Source organism: Microterricola viridarii (assembly GCF_001542775.1).
Lineage (GTDB): Bacteria > Actinomycetota > Actinomycetes > Actinomycetales > Microbacteriaceae > Microterricola > Microterricola viridarii_A.
In genome coordinates, this window is record NZ_CP014145.1 from 23,065 (window position 1) to 41,606 (window position 18,542).

20 protein-coding genes are annotated in these 18,542 nt (G+C 70.0%); 13 read left to right on the forward strand and 7 right to left on the reverse strand.

What is annotated here, in order from left to right; all coding sequences use genetic code 11:
• Nucleotides 1–3: 3 nt before the first annotated feature.
• The 4 genes from AWU67_RS00105 to AWU67_RS00120 are packed head-to-tail and all read left to right on the forward strand — an operon-like array spanning nucleotide 4 to nucleotide 3,782.
• Nucleotides 4–1,503 (forward strand): FGGY-family carbohydrate kinase, encoded by a 1,500-nt coding sequence (locus AWU67_RS00105; RefSeq protein WP_067225340.1) that lies wholly within the window; start codon nucleotides 4–6, stop codon nucleotides 1,501–1,503.
• Nucleotides 1,500–2,492 carry a class II aldolase/adducin family protein gene (locus AWU67_RS17430; protein ID WP_199922319.1) on the forward strand — a complete coding sequence of 331 codons (993 nt, stop codon included), beginning with the start codon at nucleotides 1,500–1,502 and terminating at the stop codon, nucleotides 2,490–2,492. Before AWU67_RS00105 ends, AWU67_RS17430 begins: the two co-directional genes overlap by 4 nt.
• Nucleotides 2,493–2,524: 32 nt before the next feature.
• Complete coding sequence (locus AWU67_RS17435; protein ID WP_067225344.1) at nucleotides 2,525–3,427, forward strand: SDR family NAD(P)-dependent oxidoreductase; 903 nt, start codon at nucleotides 2,525–2,527, stop codon at nucleotides 3,425–3,427.
• 52 nt (nucleotides 3,428–3,479) lie between these two features.
• Nucleotides 3,480–3,782, forward strand: a complete 303-nt coding sequence (locus tag AWU67_RS00120; protein ID WP_067225348.1) for a putative quinol monooxygenase — start codon at nucleotides 3,480–3,482, stop codon at nucleotides 3,780–3,782.
• A gap of 44 nt (nucleotides 3,783–3,826) precedes the next feature.
• On the opposite strand, the gene AWU67_RS00125 is transcribed toward AWU67_RS00120, so the two are convergent.
• From AWU67_RS00125 to AWU67_RS00135, 3 genes are read right to left on the reverse strand one after another with little or no spacing between them, the layout of a single operon-like run.
• Complete coding sequence (locus tag AWU67_RS00125; protein WP_067225349.1) at nucleotides 3,827–6,817, reverse strand: AAA family ATPase; 2,991 nt, start codon at nucleotides 6,815–6,817, stop codon at nucleotides 3,827–3,829.
• Complete coding sequence (locus tag AWU67_RS00130; protein ID WP_067225351.1) at nucleotides 6,814–8,037, reverse strand: exonuclease SbcCD subunit D; 1,224 nt, start codon at nucleotides 8,035–8,037, stop codon at nucleotides 6,814–6,816. The genes AWU67_RS00125 and AWU67_RS00130 overlap by 4 nt, the downstream gene beginning before the upstream one ends.
• 45 nt (nucleotides 8,038–8,082) lie before the next feature.
• Nucleotides 8,083–9,162, reverse strand: a complete 1,080-nt coding sequence (locus AWU67_RS00135; RefSeq protein ID WP_067225353.1) for an LLM class flavin-dependent oxidoreductase — start codon at nucleotides 9,160–9,162, stop codon at nucleotides 8,083–8,085.
• Nucleotides 9,163–9,343: 181 nt separating this feature from the next.
• Here AWU67_RS00135 and AWU67_RS00140 point away from each other — a divergent pair, with 181 nt between their 5' ends.
• Complete coding sequence (locus AWU67_RS00140; RefSeq protein ID WP_067225355.1) at nucleotides 9,344–10,318, forward strand: FKBP-type peptidyl-prolyl cis-trans isomerase; 975 nt, start codon at nucleotides 9,344–9,346, stop codon at nucleotides 10,316–10,318.
• Nucleotides 10,319–10,382: 64 nt separating this feature from the next.
• On the opposite strand, the gene AWU67_RS16800 is transcribed toward AWU67_RS00140, so the two are convergent.
• The gene (locus AWU67_RS16800; protein WP_082716665.1) at nucleotides 10,383–10,622 is read right to left on the reverse strand and encodes a glutaredoxin family protein; all 240 of its coding nucleotides are present in this window, start codon (nucleotides 10,620–10,622) and stop codon (nucleotides 10,383–10,385) included.
• 175 nt (nucleotides 10,623–10,797) lie between these two features.
• Here AWU67_RS16800 and AWU67_RS00145 point away from each other — a divergent pair, with 175 nt between their 5' ends.
• Nucleotides 10,798–11,352 (forward strand): hypothetical protein, encoded by a 555-nt coding sequence (locus tag AWU67_RS00145; protein WP_067225357.1) that lies wholly within the window; start codon nucleotides 10,798–10,800, stop codon nucleotides 11,350–11,352.
• Nucleotides 11,353–11,374: 22 nt separating this feature from the next.
• Here AWU67_RS00145 and AWU67_RS17805 read toward each other — a convergent pair whose 3' ends face one another.
• Nucleotides 11,375–11,497 carry a hypothetical protein gene (locus AWU67_RS17805; RefSeq protein ID WP_257720953.1) on the reverse strand — a complete coding sequence of 41 codons (123 nt, stop codon included), beginning with the start codon at nucleotides 11,495–11,497 and terminating at the stop codon, nucleotides 11,375–11,377.
• A 16-nt stretch (nucleotides 11,498–11,513) separates the two neighbouring features.
• Entirely contained in the window at nucleotides 11,514–11,972 is a 459-nt protein-coding gene (locus tag AWU67_RS00150; protein ID WP_067225359.1) for a hypothetical protein, read from the reverse strand.
• Nucleotides 11,973–12,134: 162 nt separating this feature from the next.
• On the opposite strand from AWU67_RS00150, the gene AWU67_RS00155 reads away from it, so the two are divergent.
• The 7 genes from AWU67_RS00155 (at nucleotide 12,135) to AWU67_RS00185 (ending at nucleotide 17,328) form a co-directional block, all read left to right on the forward strand.
• The gene (locus AWU67_RS00155) at nucleotides 12,135–12,857 is read left to right on the forward strand and encodes a VOC family protein (protein ID WP_067225361.1); all 723 of its coding nucleotides are present in this window, start codon (nucleotides 12,135–12,137) and stop codon (nucleotides 12,855–12,857) included.
• Between the two features lie 114 nt (nucleotides 12,858–12,971).
• Nucleotides 12,972–13,904 (forward strand): AEC family transporter, encoded by a 933-nt coding sequence (locus AWU67_RS00160; RefSeq protein ID WP_067225363.1) that lies wholly within the window; start codon nucleotides 12,972–12,974, stop codon nucleotides 13,902–13,904.
• Between the two features lie 100 nt (nucleotides 13,905–14,004).
• The gene (locus AWU67_RS00165; RefSeq protein ID WP_067231786.1) at nucleotides 14,005–14,355 is read left to right on the forward strand and encodes an ArsR/SmtB family transcription factor; all 351 of its coding nucleotides are present in this window, start codon (nucleotides 14,005–14,007) and stop codon (nucleotides 14,353–14,355) included.
• A gap of 12 nt (nucleotides 14,356–14,367) precedes the next feature.
• The gene (locus AWU67_RS00170) at nucleotides 14,368–14,853 is read left to right on the forward strand and encodes an SRPBCC family protein (protein ID WP_067225365.1); all 486 of its coding nucleotides are present in this window, start codon (nucleotides 14,368–14,370) and stop codon (nucleotides 14,851–14,853) included.
• A gap of 81 nt (nucleotides 14,854–14,934) precedes the next feature.
• Entirely contained in the window at nucleotides 14,935–15,369 is a 435-nt protein-coding gene (locus AWU67_RS00175; protein ID WP_067231790.1) for a VOC family protein, read from the forward strand.
• Nucleotides 15,370–15,431: 62 nt separating this feature from the next.
• Entirely contained in the window at nucleotides 15,432–16,250 is an 819-nt protein-coding gene (locus AWU67_RS00180; protein ID WP_067225367.1) for a shikimate 5-dehydrogenase, read from the forward strand.
• Between the two features lie 145 nt (nucleotides 16,251–16,395).
• Nucleotides 16,396–17,328, forward strand: a complete 933-nt coding sequence (locus AWU67_RS00185; protein ID WP_129586592.1) for a hypothetical protein — start codon at nucleotides 16,396–16,398, stop codon at nucleotides 17,326–17,328.
• 76 nt (nucleotides 17,329–17,404) lie between these two features.
• Here the strand turns inward: AWU67_RS00185 and AWU67_RS00190 are convergent, their stop codons facing one another.
• The gene (locus AWU67_RS00190; protein WP_234407298.1) at nucleotides 17,405–18,352 is read right to left on the reverse strand and encodes an EamA family transporter; all 948 of its coding nucleotides are present in this window, start codon (nucleotides 18,350–18,352) and stop codon (nucleotides 17,405–17,407) included.
• Between the last annotated feature and the right edge of the window lie 190 nt (nucleotides 18,353–18,542).

Below are 18,542 nucleotides of genomic sequence, written 5' to 3' on the forward strand. Positions count from 1 at the left end.
ACAGTGTCAGTCAACCAGTGCTACATCGGGATCGACGTCGGTCTCACCTCGGCCAAGGCCGCCGCGTTCGATGCCGACGGCCGTGAACTCCGCTGCTATTCGGCCCCGAACCCCCGGGTCGCCGTCTCCTCCGACCGCCAAGAGATCAACATGACCGCCCTCTGGGAGGTCGTGGCCGATGTGCTGGGGCTGCTCACCGGCTGGCTCGACGCCAACGGCTGGACGGTGCGGGCGCTTGGCGCAACGGGCCACGGAAACGGGCTGTACCTCGTCGATGAACAGCTCGCGCCCGTGCGCAGCGCATTCGCCTCGACCGACACCCGGAGTGAGAACATTGTCGCCGGCCTCGACCCGTCGGAGGTGGAGCGGGTTCGAACCGTCACCGGCTCAATGCCGTGGGCCGGGCAACCCGGGGTGCTGCTGCGCTGGATGCACGACAACGAGCCGGAGACCCTCGCACGGGCACGGTGGGCGCTGACCTGCAAGGACTGGATCACCGCGTGCCTCACGGGGCAGGCGAACGCCGACTACTCCGACGCCTCCGGCTGCGGGCTGGTCAACTTGGCGGATCGCCGCTACGAACCTGAGGTGTTCGACATGCTCGGAGTTCCGCGTGAGCTCATGCGGCTGCTGCCGCCTCTCGCGAACTCTGATGCCGTCGTCGGCGAGGTGTCGGTCGAGGCGGCCGCACGCACGGGGCTCCGGGTCGGGGTTCCGGTCGTGGCCGGGTGCATGGACTGCGTCGCGAGCCCCATTGGCGCCGGTTCGACCGAGCTCGGAGACGTCACGGTGATCGTCGGAACCTGGGCGATCAATTCCGTTGTGGTCCCCGTCAGCGACGCCCCGCCCCGTGTCACTCTCAACGCGCTCCTTCCTGACCCTGAGCTCATGCTCGCGCAGGAGGTTGCGCCCACATCCGCCGCGAGTATCGAGTGGTACTCGTCGCTCATGTCTACGCTGTCCGCCGATACCGTCTCGCCCCAGCAGCTCCTGGCGGCGGCGGAGTCCGTGCCGGCGGGAGCCGACGGCCTGCTCTTCTTGCCGTTTGTGCATGGCGCCCCCGAACACCTTGGAGCCACCGGCACCCTGATCGGTGCCAAGGGGAGCCACGGCCACCGCGAGATCGCCCGCGCCGTCGCGGAGGGCATCACGCAGTACCACCGCGTGCAGCTTGAGAAGTTGCGGGCGAGCGGTGCGCGGGTCTCGTCTGACCCCTGGACGTTGGCGGGAGGCGGGGCGAAGAACCCGCTCTGGGCGCAGATCTTCGCCGATGTGATCGGCCACCCTGTGCGTAGGCAACTTGGCACAGAGTTGGGCGCTCGAGGGGCGGCCTCACTGGCCGCGAACGGGATCGGCGGCGACACGAGCAGCTGGCGAGTCAGCCCAGACCCCGCCCTCGTGGTCGCCCCAGGGGCCGACCGCGAGAGCTATCAACGACAGGGCGCGCGCTTCGACAGGGTGCTCGCCGCAATGGCACAGGTATGGACGGAGGCCGCGCGATGACGGCTGTGAAAAACGCGCTCCAGGGTGCACTCGAAGAGATCGTGCGCGTGTCGAGGGAACTCGGCAGCGACCCAGCCCTCGTGCTGCACGGCGGTGGCAACACCTCGATCAAGGCGATGGGGGAAGACGTGACGGGCGAGCAAATTGAGCTCGTCCTGGTCAAGGGCAGCGGCTGGGATCTCGGCACGATCGAGTCGCAGGGCTTCGCCCCACTGCGACGCGCGCGGCTGCTCCAACTGTTGCGGCTCGAGAAGCTGAGCGACTCCAGCATGGTCAACGAGTTGCGGCAGGCCTCTCTCTCCGCCTCGGCCCCGACGGCGTCGATCGAGGCGCTGCTGCACGCTCACCTGCCTGCGCGGGTCGTGTTGCACTCGCACGCCGACGCGATCGTCGCCCTCACCGACCAGCCGGACGGCCTGCGCCGGGCTGCCGAGGTTCTGGGCGAGCGGGTCGCAGTATTGCCCTACATCATGCCGGGCTTCGACCTCGCCCGCATGGTTGCTTCGACAGAGCTGGCCGACGCCGACGCCATCGTGCTGGCCAACCATGGCCTGTTCACCTTCGCCGATGACGCGGATGCCGCACTCGACCGGCACCGGGCACTCGTGGCAGCCGCATCCGCCGCGCTCGGTATGGAGCATTGGGGCGTCGAGGGTGAAATCGTGCAGCGGGCGGGTACCCCGATAGAGCTCGCCACCCTGCGCCGTGACATTGCGCGCACGGCCGGCCGGCCTCTGCTGCTGCGGCAGTCAGCCTCCGAGCGGGCATTGCGATTCGCAGGACGAGATGATCTGGCCGCTGTCACGTCGCGCGGAACGGCGACGCCGGAGCACGTCATCCGCACCAAGCGGGTGCCTCTGCTCGGCGTCGACGTCGACGACTACTCCGAGCGTTACCTCCGCTACGTCGCAGAGAACAGGGGCGACGGCGAGTACACGGTTCTCGACCCGGCCCCCGCGTCGTCCTCGACGCCGAGCTCGGCCTGCTGACGGTCGGGGCGACACCGGCCGCTGCCGATGCGGTGCACGATATCTACCTGCACACGATGGACATCATCGATGCCGCAGATCGGGATGGCGGCTACTCCTCGCTCGACGAAGCGCAGAGCTTCGAGACCGAGTATTGGGAGCTGGAGCAGGCCCGCATCCGCTCGTCCGACGGTGGGCGCGACCTGGAGGGAGAGGTCGCACTTGTAACCGGTGCGGCCTCGGGAATCGGGCGTGCCTGCGCTGCGGCGCTGCTCGCACGGGGAGCGGCCGTCGTCGGCATCGATCTCAACGACGCCGTGTTGTCGAGCTTCGCCGGGCGCGCATGGCGTGGCGTTGTCGGGGACGTGAGCGACATTGCGGTGCTGGACGCGGCGATCGACGTGGCCGCACGCGAATTCGGGGGAGTCGACATGCTCGTCGTTGCAGCGGGGATCTTCCCGGAGAGCGCGCCGCTCTCCACGCTCGATGACGCACTCTGGGACCGCTCGCTCCGGGTGAACGCGACCGCGGTCGCCCGGGTGCTGCGCGCATCCCACCCGATGCTCGCCCTCTCGCCGCGCGGCGGGCGGGTCGTTCTGGTGTCGACCAAGAACGTGGCAGCTCCCGGCCCCGGTGCTGCGGCGTACTCAGCGAGCAAGACCGCTGCGGCCCAACTGGCCAGGGTCGCTGCGCTGGAATGGGCGCCCGATCGAATCCGCGTGAACCACGTCGAACCCGATGCGGTGTTCGACACCGCGATCTGGACACCCGAGCTACTCGCGGAGCGCGCCTCACGATACGGCCTGACCGTTGACGAGTACCGCACCCGAAACCTGCTGGGCATCGAGGTGACGAGCGCCATGGTCGCAGACGCCGTGGTCGCACTCTGCGCCGGGTTCCCGGCGACCACCGGCGCCCACATCACCGTCGACGGCGGCAACGACCGCGTCATCTAGCCGCCATTGCCCCGCCCATCCGCGCACCTGCGCCACCAGTCCAAGGAACACCGTGTCAGACAGCTTCTTCCAAGTCATCGCCCGTCACCAGCCGAAGGAGGGGCAGCTTGAGACCGTGCTTGAGTTGCTCGCCGAGCTGACAGCGGCCACGCGCACCGAGCCGGGCTGCCTCAGCTTCGAGTACTTCCGCAACGTTGAGAACCCCGACGAGATCGTCATCGTCGAGTGCTTCGTTGATGCCGCCGGGTTCGCCGCACACCGGGAGGCAGAACACTTCACCCGGATCGGGGTGGAGCAGATTGCGCCGCTTCTGCAGGCACGCTCCTCGAGCAAGGCTGTGGCCACGGTCGTGTAGCCGCAGCACCGCCCCGGCCTCAACGGAAGGCGGCGGGGCAGCGGCTAGGCCGACTGGCTGATCGTGCTCCAGCCCTGCTCGCTGACGCTGACCTGCAGCGACGCGTGAATCTGCTCCTTCATCGCCTCGACGTGGCTGATCAGCCCGATCGTGCGGCCGCCGGTGCGCAGGCCGTCGAGCGTTGACATCGCGATCTCGAGCGTCTCGGCATCCAGCGAGCCGAAGCCCTCGTCAATGAACAGCGTGTCCAGCGTGATGCCGCCGGCCCGGCCGGTGACGACCTCGGCGAGGCCGAGCGCCAGGGCGAGCGAGGCGAGGAACGTCTCGCCGCCGGAGAGCGAGTGCGTCGGCCGCTGCGCCCCGGTGTGGCTGTCGAGGATCGCCAGCCCGAGGCCGGACTGCGTGCCGCGATAGCCGATCGAATCGTCGTGCTCGAGCAGGTACCGGCCGCCGCTCATCTGGTGCAGCCGTGCATTCGCCGCCGCCACGATCTCCTCCAGCTCTGCGGCGAGCACGAAGCTCTCCAACCGCATCCTGCGTTCGTTCGGGGCGTCGCCCTTCACCGTCGCGGCCAGCCGCGCCACAATCTCGTGCCGCGCGATCAGATCCGCGGATGCCGCCAGCTCGGCCTCGACGGTGCCGACGAGCTCGCGCAGGCTGGCCGCATGCGCGCCGAGCGTCGCGCGCCGGGTGAGCGCCTCGTCCCGCTCCGTGCGGGCCAGTTGGAGTGCGGCCTCGGATTCCCAGAGCGCGACCTCCTCGACCGGAAGCCCGGCAAGTTCCGGCTCGGCCAGGATCGCGGACGTCGCGGCGATCGCGTCATCGTGCGCCCGGAGCCGTCGTTCCAGGGCGGCGCGCTGCTCCGCGTCCAGGTGCGCGGCCGAGACCGCGTCCGCGCTGTCGAAGCCCTGTTGCTCCAGCCGCTCGCCCAGCTCGGCATTGGCGCCGGCCGCAGCGGTGCCGGCGACGGCGACGGCGCCCTGGGCGTCGGCCAGCGTGTGCGCCGCCGCCAGGGTGCGGGCGAGGGCCTCGCCGCGGGCGGCGATCGTCGGGTAGCCGGCGCGCTGCTCCGCCACGCGCTGCTCGCCCTCTTCGATGCGCGTGCGTGCGGCGGTGTGCGCGGTGACGGCCAGCGTCAGGGCCTCGCGGCATGCCGCCACCGCTGCCGCCAACTCGCGGAGCTCGGTGGTGTGCTCGCCGAGCCGCACGGCCAGTTCGTCGGATTCGGCCGCCGCGGCGGCGGCCGACGCGATGGATTCCTCCGCACGCAGGATCTTCGCCTCGAGCAGCCGTGCCGGCAGCGTGCCGGCCAGCGCGGTCTCCGCCGCGAGCTCCGAGTCGATCTGGTGTGCAGCCTCGCGGGCCGTTTCGGCGACGGCACGGCACTCGGCGAGCTCGGCCTCGGCTGCGGCGATGTCCTCGGCCCCCACCGCGTCCGTGGAGACCTCGGCCGGGTGCGGGTGTTCCCGGCCGCCGCAGACGGCGCACGGCTCGCCGTCGCGCAGCTCAAGCGCGAGCTCCGCGGCGTGTCCGTTCAGGCGTCGGGCGCGCAACCGGTCGAGCCGGGCGGATGCCGCCGTGCTCTTCAGTCCGGCATTGAACTCGGCCTCGCGGGCCGCCGCGAGCTCCGGTTGCATGGTGACGACGCGCTGGGCGTGGGCGAGTGTCGCCGCCAGGCGGTCACGCTCGGCCGACTCGGGGTCCAGCCGGGCCGCCGTCAGCCGCAGCTCGGCCAGCCGCGCCGTGTCGGCCGCAATGAGCGCCGGCAGCGCGGTAGACCGCTCGACGACCTCTGCCAGTGCCGACTCCGCCGCGGCGTGCTGTCGTGCGTGCTGCTCCACGGCGTCGTGCAACGCGGGAAGACTGGTCTCCAGGGCCAGCGTCTCATTGAGGGCGCCCTGCTCCTGTGTCGACGTCTCGATGAGCAGGGCCAACTCCGCGGGCGAACCGCCGTTGCCCTCGGTGGTGGGCAGCGCCACGAACGCCGACAGCGCCCGTTCCCGCGCGCCCTCTGCCGCCTGCAGCGCCGTGCGGGCGCGGGCGGCGGTCGTCACCGCCCCGAGCGCGACCTCGGCGCGGGCGGCGGCGGCCAGCGCGGCGCGCTCGGCGTCGATCGTCTCTATCGCGGCACGCAGTTCGGCCAGACGCGCCTCGGCCGCGGCCCGACGCTGCTGGGCGGCGCGCAGCGCGACGCGGGAGTCGTGTGCGGCGTCGGCGGCCGCGAATCGGGCGTCGGCGGTCTCGGCCGCGTCGAGCGCCTGCAGCACGAGCTGCCGGGCGGCATCCGTCAGCCCGGCCAGCCACGGGGTGAGCGCCTCGGCGGTGCGCGACTCGGGCACGGCGGCGGCTTGCTCGGTGAGCCCGAGGGCGCGCGCCACCGTGCCGGCCTGCTCGACCATCTGCTTGAGCGTGGCCCTGCGGCTGCCGAGCTCGGCGTCGAGCTGTTTGCGCTGTTCGGTGAGTGTCGCCTCGTAATCCTGGAACCGCCGGGTGCCGAACAGTGAGCGCAGCACCTCCTGGCGCGCCTCGCTCTTGGCCAGCAAGAACTGCTGGAACCGGTTCTGGGCGAGCAGGATCACCTGCAGGAACTGGTCCTTGTTCAGCCCGACCAGCTCGGCGATGCGCGGCCCGACCTCGCGCGGTTGCGCCTCGATGCCGTGCCACTCGGTGCCGCGCAGCTCGAACAGCTCCGCGGTCGCCTTCTGCTTCGTTGTACCGGTTCCGCGTGCCTTCTGCCGCTCGAACTCGGGCGCCCGCTCCACCCGGTAACGGGTGTCGCCGGCGGTGAACTCCAGGGTGACGAGGCTCGCGTCCTCTGGCCCGGCGTGGTCGCTGCGCAGCCGCGCCTTCGTGCCGTCGTAGCGCGGCACGCTGTCGTAGAGCGCGAAACAGATCGCGTCGAGAATGCTCGACTTGCCGGCGCCCGTCTTGCCGCCCATCAGGAAGATTCCGTCGTCGGCGAAGGCGTCGAAGTCCACATGCTGCGCCGTCTTGTACGGCCCGAAGCCCTGCACGCTCAGCTTGTTGATCCTCATGCCGCACCCCCGTTGGCTGCGGCCAGCTCGCCCGATCTGGCCGCTTCATTCGTCGCGATGACCTCGGTCAGGATCTCCAGTTCGGCGTCGCTGGCCCCGTCGCCGTTCCGCACATGCTCCAGGAACCCGGCGACGATCTCGGCGTCGCTCTTGGTCTTGATCCGCTCCGCATAGCTGGCCCCGGATGCCGCGGCCACCTCGCTGGGCTGGTGGGCGAGGTCCGCGCACCAGCGGAAACGCTGCTGCAGTTTGCGCATGGCGTCCAGCGGCCGGGACCGGTCGGTGAGCACCGCGCGCACCCAGTCCGCCTCGGCGGGCGCGTAGGCGGCATCCGTCAGCAGCTCGTCGAGCGTGCCGGTGAGCACGCTGAGGCCGCGGGGCACCGGCAGCGGCAGCCACTCCACCTGCTCGAGGCCGTCGGCACCGAGCTCGACCAGCCAGCCGCCGCGCGGCTTGCCCGCCTCGTTGAAGGAGTAGTGCACCGGGGCGCCCGAATACCGGGCCCGCTCGGTCAGCACCGAGCGGCCGTGGATGTGTCCGAGGGCGACATAGTCGGGCCCGTCGAACGTGGCGAGCGGCACCAGGTCGAGCCCGCCGGCGGTGATGTCGCGCACGACGTCGTCAGAGAAGGCGGTCTCGGCCGGCTCGGAGTCGGCTAGCTGGGTGTCGCCGCCCACGTTCACGGCGAAGCAGTGCGAGAGCACGACGCTGCGCCCGCCGCGCTCGGCCAGGTCGGCGCGCACGTTGTCCATGGCGAAACCCAGCGTCTGTGCGTGCGTGCGCAGCACGGCGTCCGGGTAGCGGCCGCGCAGCAGCGCCGGCTCCAGGTAGGGGATCCCGTAGAAGTGCACGGGCCCGTGCTCGTCGCCAAGCGTCACCGGCTTGTCGTGCTGTTCTGGCCTGGCGATCACGTGCACCCCGCCGAACGCGGCGAACTCGGACTGGAAACCGAGCCGAGTCGCCGAGTCGTGATTGCCGCTGGTCAGGATGACGGACGCCCCGGCCGCCCGGATCGCGCCGAGCGCGCGCGCCAACAGCTCGTAGCTGTCGCGCGATGGCACCGCGGAGTCGAAGATGTCACCCGCCACGACGACCACGTCGATCGCCCGTTCCCGCACCTCCACCGCGAGCGCGCCGAGCACCTCGTCGAGTGCCGCGAGCGTGGAGTGCCCGTGGAATGTGCGCCCGACGTGCCAATCAGAGGTGTGCAGTATAAGCATGCGTCCACGCTAGCGGTGGCCGCTGACAGGCTCGCCCGACGGGCCTCAGCCGGCCAGCAGGCGCAGCGTCTGCTCGCGGCCCGGCGTGCGGTCCAGCGGCTCGCCGGCGAAGCTGCCGCCGATGGCCGACACCATCACCTCGTCAACACCGTGCGCCGCGGCAAACGCCGCGAGCTGCTCGCGTGCGTCGGAAGGCGTGCCGATCAGCCAGCGCGACTCGGCCGCCGCGATGAACGCCGCGCGGGCGGCATCCGGGGCATCGCGCTCGGCCGCCTGGGCCTGCTCCACCGTCTCCAGTGCGATCAGCTTCTGGCCGGAGCGGAGCCTGGCCATCATGCGCAGCTGTGGCAGCGCGCGGGCCCGCGCCTCCTCGAGCGTCGGCGCCACTGAGGCGTTCATCGTGAGGAAGCTCTGCGGCAGCGGGTGCGCCTCGCTCGGCTGGTACTCGCCGCGGTACAGCCGCATCGCGGTGTCGAGCCCCTCGCCGCTGAAGTGGTTCGCAAAGACATAGGGGAGCCCGAGGCGGGCGGCCAGCCGGGCCGAGTACTCGCTGGAGCCGAGCAGCCAGATCGTCGGGGCACCGGATGCCGCTGGTGTCGCGTGCACGACGTACTCCTGGCCGCTGGTCAGCGTGAACGCTGCCCCACCCGGCTGCAGCAGCGCCTGGATCTCGGCGATGTTCTCGGGGAAGCGCGACACCTCGCTGGTCGCGCCGCTCTGGTTCAGCAGCGCGGTGATCACCGGGTCGCTGCCCGGCGCGCGGCCGAGGCCCAGGTCGATGCGCCCCGGCGCGATCGCCTCGAGGGCGGCGAACTGCTCCGCCACGACGAGCGGGGCGTGGTTCGGCAGCATCACGCCGCCGGAGCCGACGCGGATCCTCTCGGTGCGCGCGGCAATCGCGGCGATCAGCACCGGGGGAGTCGTCGAGGCGACGGCCGGCATGTTGTGGTGCTCGGCCAGCCAGTAGCGCTCGAAGCCAAGTTCGTCGGCGGTCTGGGCGAGGGCGACGGATGCCGCGACGGCCTGCGCGCTGCTCTGACCGGTGCGCACCGGCACCAGGTCGAGCACCGAGAGGCGGGGCAGAGCGGGCTGGGCGGGCGCGGGGGTGTGTGCTGCGGTAGTCATCACTGAGTCGAACCGGCGCGGCCGTGAGGCTATTCCATCCGGCCCGCGCCCGTCGATTTTCAGGCAAGACCAAGTTCGAGGTGGCAGACTCGTTCCGGCCCTTGAGTGGAATACGCCGAGCAGCCACCACTGCGGCACGACCCTACAGCCGCTCCCAACGCGAATAGAGAACCTCATCAGTATGAAAAAGAACTCACCGCTCGCCCGCCTGGCGCCGCTGGCGCTCCTGGCGGCTTCCGCCCTCATCCTCACCGGCTGCGCGGCCGGCAACGGCTCCACCGATGGCTCGTCGGCCTCCACCGCCGCCGGCCAGTGTGGCGAGTACAAATCGGGTTCCGAGAGCAAGTCGGTCAAGGTCAGCGGTGACCACGGCAGCGAGGTCACCGCCGAGTTCAAGACCCCGTTCACCGCCTCCGAACTGCAGCGCACGATCGTCGACAAGGGCGACGGCGAGGTGACCGCCGCCGGCCAGACCGTCGAGCTGCACATCAACGTCTTCGCCGGCAACACCGGCAAGGTCGCCATCTCCGAGAACTCCGAGTTCGTCTCCGGCGACCCGCAGATCTTCCCGGCCTTCATCGCCGGAATCGACTGCGTCCCGGTCGGTTCGCGCGTCGTCACCACGGTTCCCGCGTCTGAGCTGTTCGGCGATGCCGGCAGCGAGGGCCTCGGCATCGCCGGCGGCGAGAGCGTCGTCATCGTCACCGACGTGCTCAACATCGTCCCGCCGCTGACTCCCGCCGAGTGGACCGAGAACCCGCCGACGGTTCAGTTCAACGGCGACCAGCCGCCCGTGCTCACGCTCCCGGCCGGCGAGCCGAGCCCCGACCTGCTCCTCGACGTCATCGAAGAAGGCGACGGCGAGACCGTCAAGGCCGGCGACTCTGTCACCGTGAACTACCAGGGCACCAACTGGGGCACCGGTGAGATCTTCGACCAGAGCTACGGCAAGCAGCCGGCCACGTTCGCCACCACCGGCGTCGTGAAGGGCTTCGGCGCCGCGCTTGTCGGCCAGAAGGTCGGCACCAAGCTCGTCGTCTCGATCCCGCCGGAGTACGGCTACGGTGTCGCCGGCAGCAGCTCGCATGAGCTGGCCGGGCAGACCCTCGTCTTCGTGATCGAGATCCTCGACGTGGCCTCGACGCCAGCACAGTAAGCAGAACTGCAACGCACAGAAGGCCCGCTCCCTGAGGAGCGGGCCTTCTGCATGTGAGCGCGCGTTAGATCGCGGCGAGCTCGGTGAGCTTGGCGTGCAGGTCGGAGTCGCGCGGCTCGACCATGTGCGTGGCATCCGGGAACACAATCACCGGGATGTTGGTGCGCCCGCTGATGGCCTTGGCGCGGTCTGCGCCCTCGATCTCGACCTCGAGGTCGACGTAGTCGTAGTCGACGTTGAGGGTGTCGAGCAGCGCCTTGGAGCGGCGGCAGTCGCTGCACCAGGTTGCACCGAACAGAGTGATGCGGTCGAAAGTCTCGGCGGGGCAGAAGAATCAGTCATGGGCATCATGCTAAGGGGTCGTACCTGAGCGATACTCTGGAGGGGGCCGCAGGCGCGGCCGTTACTGGGTTCGAACACGGCAGGCACAGATGGCGCGTCGCAGGCGGAGGGACTTCACTCCGTTCAACGATGATGCGTTGCCGCAGCGCGAGGAGGCCAGCCTCGCCGAGCAGGTCGACGAGGGCGTGATGCTGGCGGAGTTCGGCGCCCGCATGGCCCTGAAGAATCAGATCATCGTCGGGATGCTCACCGAGCCGGATGGCTTCGACGCGGAGCGAATGCGGGCCGCCGCGCGGGCTGCGCTCTATGAAGAGGTACAGCAGGAGGACGAGTCGGCGTCGATCGCCGAAGAGGAGCGCGACACGGCAGCCAACCGGGCCGGCAAGGCGCTGCACCACCACGACTACCGAACCGAAGACGTGGCCAACCTGCGCCGCCGCGAGAAGATGCACGCGGCCGTCGCGGAACGACTCTGGCGGCACCGGGAGGACCCGGAATACCTCGACGCCTTCGTCGCCAGGGCGCAGGCCGACGCGTGGAGCGAGATCTCGGCGGTGATCGAGTCGAAGCTCGACGCGGTGTGGCCCAAGCTGGTGGTCGAAGACAGGGCGGGCGGCAGCACAGAGAAGCGCCTCAAGGAGCTGCGCCGGCAGCTCCGCCGCGAGGCGCGCATCGCCCGGCGCGGCTGGTAGCCCGCCGGTCCCGTTCTGCGGTCTACGAGACGAAGCCCGTCATCGAGTCGTAGGTGGCGACCGTTGCGAACTGGCCGAGGCCATCGACCAGCGTCACATCGGCTGCCCTCGTGGCGACGAATCCCAGAGTGTGGCGCAGCGGCATCCGCCGCGCCGGGCCCCTAGGCGGCAGCCGCCACGCCCCGCGCCTTCGTCAGCGTGCTGCCCACCCAGCCGAGCAGAACCGAGACGACGCCGACGCCGACCGCGAACAGCGCGATGCCGAAGGAGATGACCGAGGTGAACAGCGACGCGCGCAGGAACGAGGCGTTCATCACGACGGCGCGCCGCGGGTCGTCCTGGGCCAGCTGCGCATACGTCTGCCCGTCGCTGATGGCAAGGGCGTGCGTGTTGATGATGTCGGCCTGGGCATACGCGGTCAACGGCCCGGCGACCGGCCACCCTTGGAGGAATGCGGCGTCGTCGCTCACCGTGATCCCCTCCGCGCGGAGCTTCATGCTCACCGCGATCCAGGCGATGATGCCGACCACGATGAAGACGATGCCGAGGACGACGACGGCGATGCTCGCTGTGTGCGCCAGGCGCAGCCTCTGGTCAAGGGTGCTGGTGGTTCCGGACATCTGTGATCCTCCCCGAATCGAATGATGCTCGCAGCGTATCGGCCTTGGCCGCCCGAGCAACAGGGGCTGTGCGATCGACGCCTCCGGGTGGACTGCCACGAACGCTACGCATTTGGTCGTCCGAGCCGCGTTGGCGCCCGTGGTTGTGCCAGATTGGCAGACATGACCGACACTGATGCCGACACCACCGCGCCCCGTCCCGAAGCCGTCGCCGCGCCACTGCCCGCCGCGCTCGCCGCAGTTCTCGACCATCTCGTGCTGGCCGGCCCCGATCTCGGAGCCGCCGTCGCGCACGTCGCCCGGCTCACCGGCGTCACCGCCGCGCCGGGCGGTCGACACGCTCTCGGCACCGCGAACGCCCTCATCGCCTTCACCGTCGCCGGCGCCCGCGGCACCCACTACCTCGAGATCATCGGCCCCGACCCCGAGGGGGAGCGGCCGGCATCCGCAATCGCCACCTTCGGCATCGACACTCTGCGGGCGCCGACCCTCAGCAGCTACGCCGTGCATGCGGATGCCGCCGCACCCGAGGGCATCGCAGAGCGGGCGGCGCGCGGCTCCGAGGCCGGCCTGCCGCTCGGCGAGGTCGCCGCGCAGTCGCGCACGAAGCCCGACGGCAGCGTGCTCGCGTGGAGCTATACGGCCCCGCCGAGCCGGGTGTCGCCGATCGTGCCCTTTCTGATCGACTGGGGCAGCACCGCCCACCCCGGGCTGAGCGAGCTGCCCACGCTCGAGCTCGTCGCGCTGCGCGGCGAGCACCCTGCGGCGGAGCGGCTGCGCGCGCAGCTCGACGCGCTCGGCGTTCCGCTCGACCTCGTGCCCGGTGCTGTTCCGGCGCTGGTTGCCACGGTGCGCGGGCCGCTCGGGGAGGCCGAGCTGCGCTGATCGCGGCCCCGGCATTCGCCCCAGCAGCGGCCGTGCCGGCACTCGAACCCGAAGCGCTAGGTTTCATTCGGGGCCTGGAGTCGGCCGCCGACCCCGAATGAGGAGCACAACCGCATGAATGCAGACGTCGGCGGCGTCGCTACCGGCTTCGCCGTGATTGCACTGCCGATCCTGCTCGGCTACCTCCTCGGTCGCACCGGGGTGCTCGGTGCGGGCGCACGCCCGGTGCTGAGCAAGATCGTGTTTTACGTGCTCTCGCCGCTGCTGCTGTTCTCCGTGCTCTCCGGGGCGGATGTCGCCACCCTCTTCTCCGCGCTGCTGCCCGTCTCGGCGGTCGCCGCAGGGCTCATGATGCTCGTCTTCGCCGCACTTTCGCTGCTCGTCTGGCGGCGCCCGCTCTCGGAGACGGTGATCGGCTCGCTCAGCTCCGGCTATGTCAACGCCAACAACGTGGGAATCCCGCTGGCGCTGTACATGCTGGGCAGTGCGGCCTACGCGGCGCCCATCGTGCTGCTGCAGCTGCTGTTCTTCGCGCCGATTGGGCTCGCGATCCTCGATGCGCGCAGCACGGGCACCACCTCGCTGCCGCGCATCATCGGCCGCACCCTGCGCAATCCGATCATCGTCGGCTCCCTCTCCGGTCTGTTGGTCTCGCTGGCCGGGATCACCTTGCCCCCGATCGTGCACGACCCCATCGCCCGCGTCGGCGAGGCCGCGATTCCGCTGATGCTGATCAGCTTCGGCCTGTCGATGGCGGGGCAGCGGATGCTGAGCCCGGGCAGTGGGCGCGCACTCGTCGTGCTGGCATCCGCCCTCAAGCTCCTGGTCATGCCGGCCACCGCCTGGCTGTTGGCCTCCTTCGTGTTCGGCCTGGACGGCGAGGCGCTGTACGCGGTCGTGGTGTTGGCCGCGCTGCCCACGGCGCAGAACGTGTTCAACTACGCGCAGCGCTATGAGACGGCCGAGATCATGGCGCGCGACACCGTCTTCGTCACGACAATCGGCTGCATTCCGGTGCTGTTCGGCATCTCGTTGCTGTTCGCCTGATTCGGCGCGAGCTAATCCTTGACAGGGTGAAATGTGCGGCGTAGCTTGTAATCAACTAAATAGTTGATCAAGCAAAGGGTTGAGTAAACGAGGTATGAGCATGATCGATGAGACCCCCGCCGATGCGAGCCTCGACCGGGCCTTCATGGCCCTGGCCGATCCCGTGCGGCGGGCGATCATTGCCACGCTCAGCCGCGGACCGGCCACGGTGAACGAACTCGCCGAGCCGTTCGACATCAGCAAGCAGGCGGTGTCGAAGCACATCCAGGTGCTCGAGCACGCGGGGCTGGTCACGCGCAGTCGTGACGCCCAGCGGCGCCCGGTGCACCTTGACGCCGCGGCCCTCGAACGCCTCACCGCCTGGATCGACGGATACCGCCTCATCCACGAACAACAGTTCCGCCGACTCGACACCGTGCTTGCTTCGCTGACGAACACCACCGAATCATGAGGAGAAAGAACAATGAGTACCACCACCAACGCTCTCACCGTCACCGCTCCGGACGGTGTGCAGTACGTCGACTTCGAGCGTGAGTTCGACGCCCCCGTTGAGGCTGTCTTCCGGGCCCACTCCGACCCCGAGCTGATCAAGCAGTGGCTCGGACCGCGCGGCTACGAGATGCGCGTCGAGCACTACGACTTCGTCACGGGCGGAGGCTACCGCTACATCCACATCGGCCCCGACGGCCAGGAGTACGCATTCAACGGCGTCTTCCACGTGGTGCGCCCCAACGACTTCGCCATCCAGACCTTCGAGTACGAGGGCTACCCTGACACGGTCAGCATCGAGGCGCTCCGCTTCGAAGACCTGGGCAACGGGCGCAGCCGGCTCTCCGGCCACTCCGTCTACCCCAACCTGGAGGCCCGCGACGGAATGGTCGCGAGCGACATGGAGATGGGCATGCGCGAGGGCTATGAGCGCCTCGACGACCTGCTTCCCACCCTCTAGAGCGCCGAGTGGATGCCGCGGGCGGACGCCCGCGGCATCCGACCCCTGTCCGCACGCATCGAACACCGCAAGGAGAGCATCATGGATTGGACACTCGAAGTCGTCATCCTTCCGGTCAGCGACATCGACCGCGCGATCGAGTTCTACCGCGACAAGGTCGGATTCCACCTGGATCACAACACGCAGAACGAGCAGATGCACGTCGTGCAGCTGACGCCGCAGGGCTCCGGCTGCTCGATCGTGTTCGGCAACCTGCCCTCGCAGAACGAGATGGCGCCCGGCTCGCTGCGCGGCCTGCAGCTCGTCGTCGCCGACGCGCAGGCCGCCCGGGCCGAGCTGGTCGGGCGTGGGGTGGAGGCCAGCGAGATCATGGTCATCGACCCTCGCGATGGCGGCACGTTCTTTGGTTTCTCTGACCCGGACGGCAACAGTTGGGCGGTGCAGGAACTGAGGGTGCGGGCAGAGAAGCCGCTGATCCCGGTGGAGGCGCGCGGACGCTTCGGCGCCGACGACTGAGCCAGCCCCTGGAGGCGACGCCCGTGCCCACGCCACGGCGGGCGAGCGCCTAGAGTGCAGAGGTGCCGATCCTCAACAAAGACATGACGCTGTGCATCTCGCTCTCCGGGAGGCCGAGCAACATCGGCACGCGCTTCCACAACTACCTCTACGACGCCCTCGGGTTGAACTACATCTACAAGGCGTTCAGCACCGACGACCTGCCCGCGGCCATCGCCGGCGTGCGCGGGCTCGGCATCCGTGGCTGCGCCGTCTCGATGCCGTTCAAGGAGGCGGTGATCCCGCTCGTCGACACGCTGGATGCCTCGGCGGCCGCGATCGAATCGATCAACACCATCGTCAACACCGACGGCCACCTGACGGCCTACAACACCGACTACCTGGCGATCCAGCGGCTGGTGGAGCGGCACGGCGTCGCCCCCTGCAGCGTGGTCGTGCGCGGCAGCGGCGGCATGGCCAAGGCGGTCGTGGCGGCGCTGCACGGCGCCGGCTTCCACGACGGCACGGTGCTGGCCCGCAACGTCGCGGCCGGGCAGGCGCTGGCCGCGCAGTACGGCTGGCAGGTGACGGATGACGCCTCCACCGTGTCGGCGGACCTGATCGTCAACGTCACACCGCTCGGCATGGCCGGCGGGCCGGAGGCGGGGGAGCGGTCGTTCTCTGACGCGGCCATCGCCGCGGCATCCGTCGTCTGGGATGTGGTCGCCCTGCCCAGCGAGACGCCGCTGATCCGGGCCGCCCGCGCCGCCGGCAAGCCGGTGATCACGGGCGCAGAGGTGATCGCGATCCAGGCCGAGGAACAGTTCGTGCTGTACACCGGCGTGCGCCCGAGCGCCGAGCTCGTCGCCGAGGCCTCTGCCTTCTCGCTCGCCCAGCCCTAGCCTGCGCCCGCCTCAACGCGGCCGAGTGCGCAGTTTGACGCCTTCCCGGCGGCCGGAAGGCGCCAAACTGCGCACTCGCCTCCGTTGTTGAGCGGGGGTGTGGATAACTTTCACGCCGATCTGCTGAGCCGGGCAGGCTTGCGGCATGAAAGCACGCGTGGCCATTCCTGCACGTCTCGCCGGGCGCGCATTCTCGCGATCGGATGCCGCGGCCGCCGGCCTCGGCCGAGACCGGTTCAACGGCCCCGACCTGCAGCGCTCCTTCCGTGGGGTGCGCTCGACGGGTCTCGACCTCACCCGCACACTGGACCGAGCGCGGGCCTATTCCGCGAGGATGTCGCCGCACCACGCATTCAGTCACCTGACCGCCGCCGAGCTGCTGGGGATCCCGCTTCCGTGGGCAACACGTCAGCACACCGAGTTGCATGTCAGCGCGCCGCTCGGGCAGCCGGCGCCGCGTGTGCGCGGTGTCGCTGGGCACCGAGGCGATGCGGTGGCAGCGGCCGTGGTGATGTCCGACGGTCTGCGGGTGTTGCCGCCGATCACGGTGTGGTGCCAACTGGCCACCGTGCTGAACCACACGTCGATGGTCATCGCCGGTGACCATCTCCTGGGCGGCGCGTTCCCGCTGGCGACGCCAGAGGACCTCGCCCACGCGGTGCGCGAATGGGCGCCCCGCCGCGGGAGCGCACTGTTGCGTGCAGCGTTGCCGATGCTGCGCGTCGGAGTCGACTCGCCCAAAGAGACCGAGCTGAGACTGCTGCTGGTTCATTTCGGACTGCCGGAGCCAGTCGTGAACCGACGCTACTTCGACAGCGACGGCAACTACCTGGGGCGAGCGGACCTGTCTTGGCCCGAGCTCTGGATCGTGCTCGAGTACGAGGGAGACCTGCACCGCACAAACCGCAGTGTGTTCAGGCGCGATGTGGGCAGGCGGGAACGATTCGAGTCGGCGGGCTGGAGCGTCATCCGCGTCACGGATGACGACCTCGGCCCCGAGCGAGCGCGATTCGAGCACACGGTGCGCTCCCGCATCCGTCGCCAGGCCCGGCTTCACGGAATCGAGTGCGCAGTTTGATGCCTTCCCGGCGGCCGGAAGGCGTCAAACTGCGCACTCACCGCAGGCCCAACAGGCGGGCACCCGGGCCGGGCGGCTAGCCCAGCGCGAGCAAGCCGGCGGCGACCAGCGCCAGCGCCAGGCCGAGCCACTGCACAGGGGCGATGCGCTCGCGCAGAACCAGTGCGGCAAGCAGAATCGTGCCCGCCGGGTACATGGCCACCAGCACGCTCATCACGCTGAGCTCGCCGAGCCGCAGCCCGATCAGGATCAGCACGTTCGCGCAGGCGTCGCAGAAGCCGCCGAGCATCGCGAGCAGCACCCCGGTGCGCACGGCCGGCGACAGCGTCCGGGGGTGGGCGGCGACGGACCCAGCGCCGCCGTCGGACATGGTCCGGCCGACCCACTTCCCGCCGGCACGGCGCACCCCGATCCGCCAGATCAGCACCGCGGCGGCGGCCATGATCGCCGCGTTTACCGCGCGACCGACGATCAGCGGGTTGACTCCGCTGTCTTCCGGGGTGAGGTCGATCAGGATGAGGAATACCCCGATTGCGGCGCCGCTACCGATCGCCATCAGGATGCCGCGCAGGCTCGGCCGCACCGCACCCTTCTCTGGCACGAAACCCACGAGCACCACGGCGATGAGCGCGAGGCCGAGTGCCCCGTAGCCGATGGGCGAGAGTGACTCGCCCCGGGCCAGTCCGACCGTCATCGGCACCAGGGCAGAGACCACCGCCGTCAGCGGCGACAGGATGCTCATCGGGCCGAGCGCCAGCGAGGCGTAGAGCAGGGGCAGCGCGACCGCCCCGGCGAGGCCCGCGAGCACCCCCAGGCCGACAGCCGATGCCGACCACTCCCCGCCCAACCAAGGCAGTGTCAGCGCGAGCGCGGTCAGGCCCGCCGCGGCCGCGATCGCCGAGGTCGGCATCGCCGTGATACGCCGGGAGGCGAGGCCGCCGAAGAAGTCGGCCGTGCCGTACGCCAGTGCGCCGGCCAGGCCGAGGATCGAGAGCAGCATGAGAACTCCAGAATAGCGGCGCACGGGCGCCTGCTCAGATGAGCAGGAAAAGTAACTATCTGCTTAAGTGCACGAGAAAACTCTGGGCGACCTCTTGGCATGACTCACAGGGAACCCTAAGCTGCCGATGACCCCTACAAGAGGGCCAGTCTGCCGCCCCAGTCGGCACGCCTACGCGGAAACACCGCGGTATTCGGCGCGCCAGAACGCGGCA

What these genes read in the sequence shown, in the direction of transcription:
- AWU67_RS00135 (WP_067225353.1), bottom strand. Translation starts at nt 9,162, where the DNA reads ATGACTACCGCAGCACACACCCCCGCGCCCGCCCAGCCCGCTCTGCCC.
- AWU67_RS00185 (WP_129586592.1), top strand. Translation starts at nt 16,396, where the DNA reads ATGAAAGCACGCGTGGCCATTCCTGCACGTCTCGCCGGGCGCGCATTC.
- AWU67_RS00155 (WP_067225361.1), top strand. Translation starts at nt 12,135, where the DNA reads ATGACCGACACTGATGCCGACACCACCGCGCCCCGTCCCGAAGCCGTC.
- AWU67_RS00170 (WP_067225365.1), top strand. Translation starts at nt 14,368, where the DNA reads ATGAGTACCACCACCAACGCTCTCACCGTCACCGCTCCGGACGGTGTG.
- AWU67_RS00130 (WP_067225351.1), bottom strand. Translation starts at nt 8,037, where the DNA reads ATGCTTATACTGCACACCTCTGATTGGCACGTCGGGCGCACATTCCAC.
- AWU67_RS00160 (WP_067225363.1), top strand. Translation starts at nt 12,972, where the DNA reads ATGAATGCAGACGTCGGCGGCGTCGCTACCGGCTTCGCCGTGATTGCA.
- AWU67_RS00175 (WP_067231790.1), top strand. Translation starts at nt 14,935, where the DNA reads ATGGATTGGACACTCGAAGTCGTCATCCTTCCGGTCAGCGACATCGAC.
- AWU67_RS00125 (WP_067225349.1), bottom strand. Translation starts at nt 6,817, where the DNA reads ATGAGGATCAACAAGCTGAGCGTGCAGGGCTTCGGGCCGTACAAGACG.
- AWU67_RS00140 (WP_067225355.1), top strand. Translation starts at nt 9,344, where the DNA reads ATGAAAAAGAACTCACCGCTCGCCCGCCTGGCGCCGCTGGCGCTCCTG.
- AWU67_RS00150 (WP_067225359.1), bottom strand. Translation starts at nt 11,972, where the DNA reads ATGTCCGGAACCACCAGCACCCTTGACCAGAGGCTGCGCCTGGCGCAC.
- AWU67_RS17430 (WP_199922319.1), top strand. Translation starts at nt 1,500, where the DNA reads ATGACGGCTGTGAAAAACGCGCTCCAGGGTGCACTCGAAGAGATCGTG.
- AWU67_RS00165 (WP_067231786.1), top strand. Translation starts at nt 14,005, where the DNA reads ATGATCGATGAGACCCCCGCCGATGCGAGCCTCGACCGGGCCTTCATG.
- AWU67_RS17805 (WP_257720953.1), bottom strand. Translation starts at nt 11,497, where the DNA reads ATGCCGCTGCGCCACACTCTGGGATTCGTCGCCACGAGGGCAGCCGAT.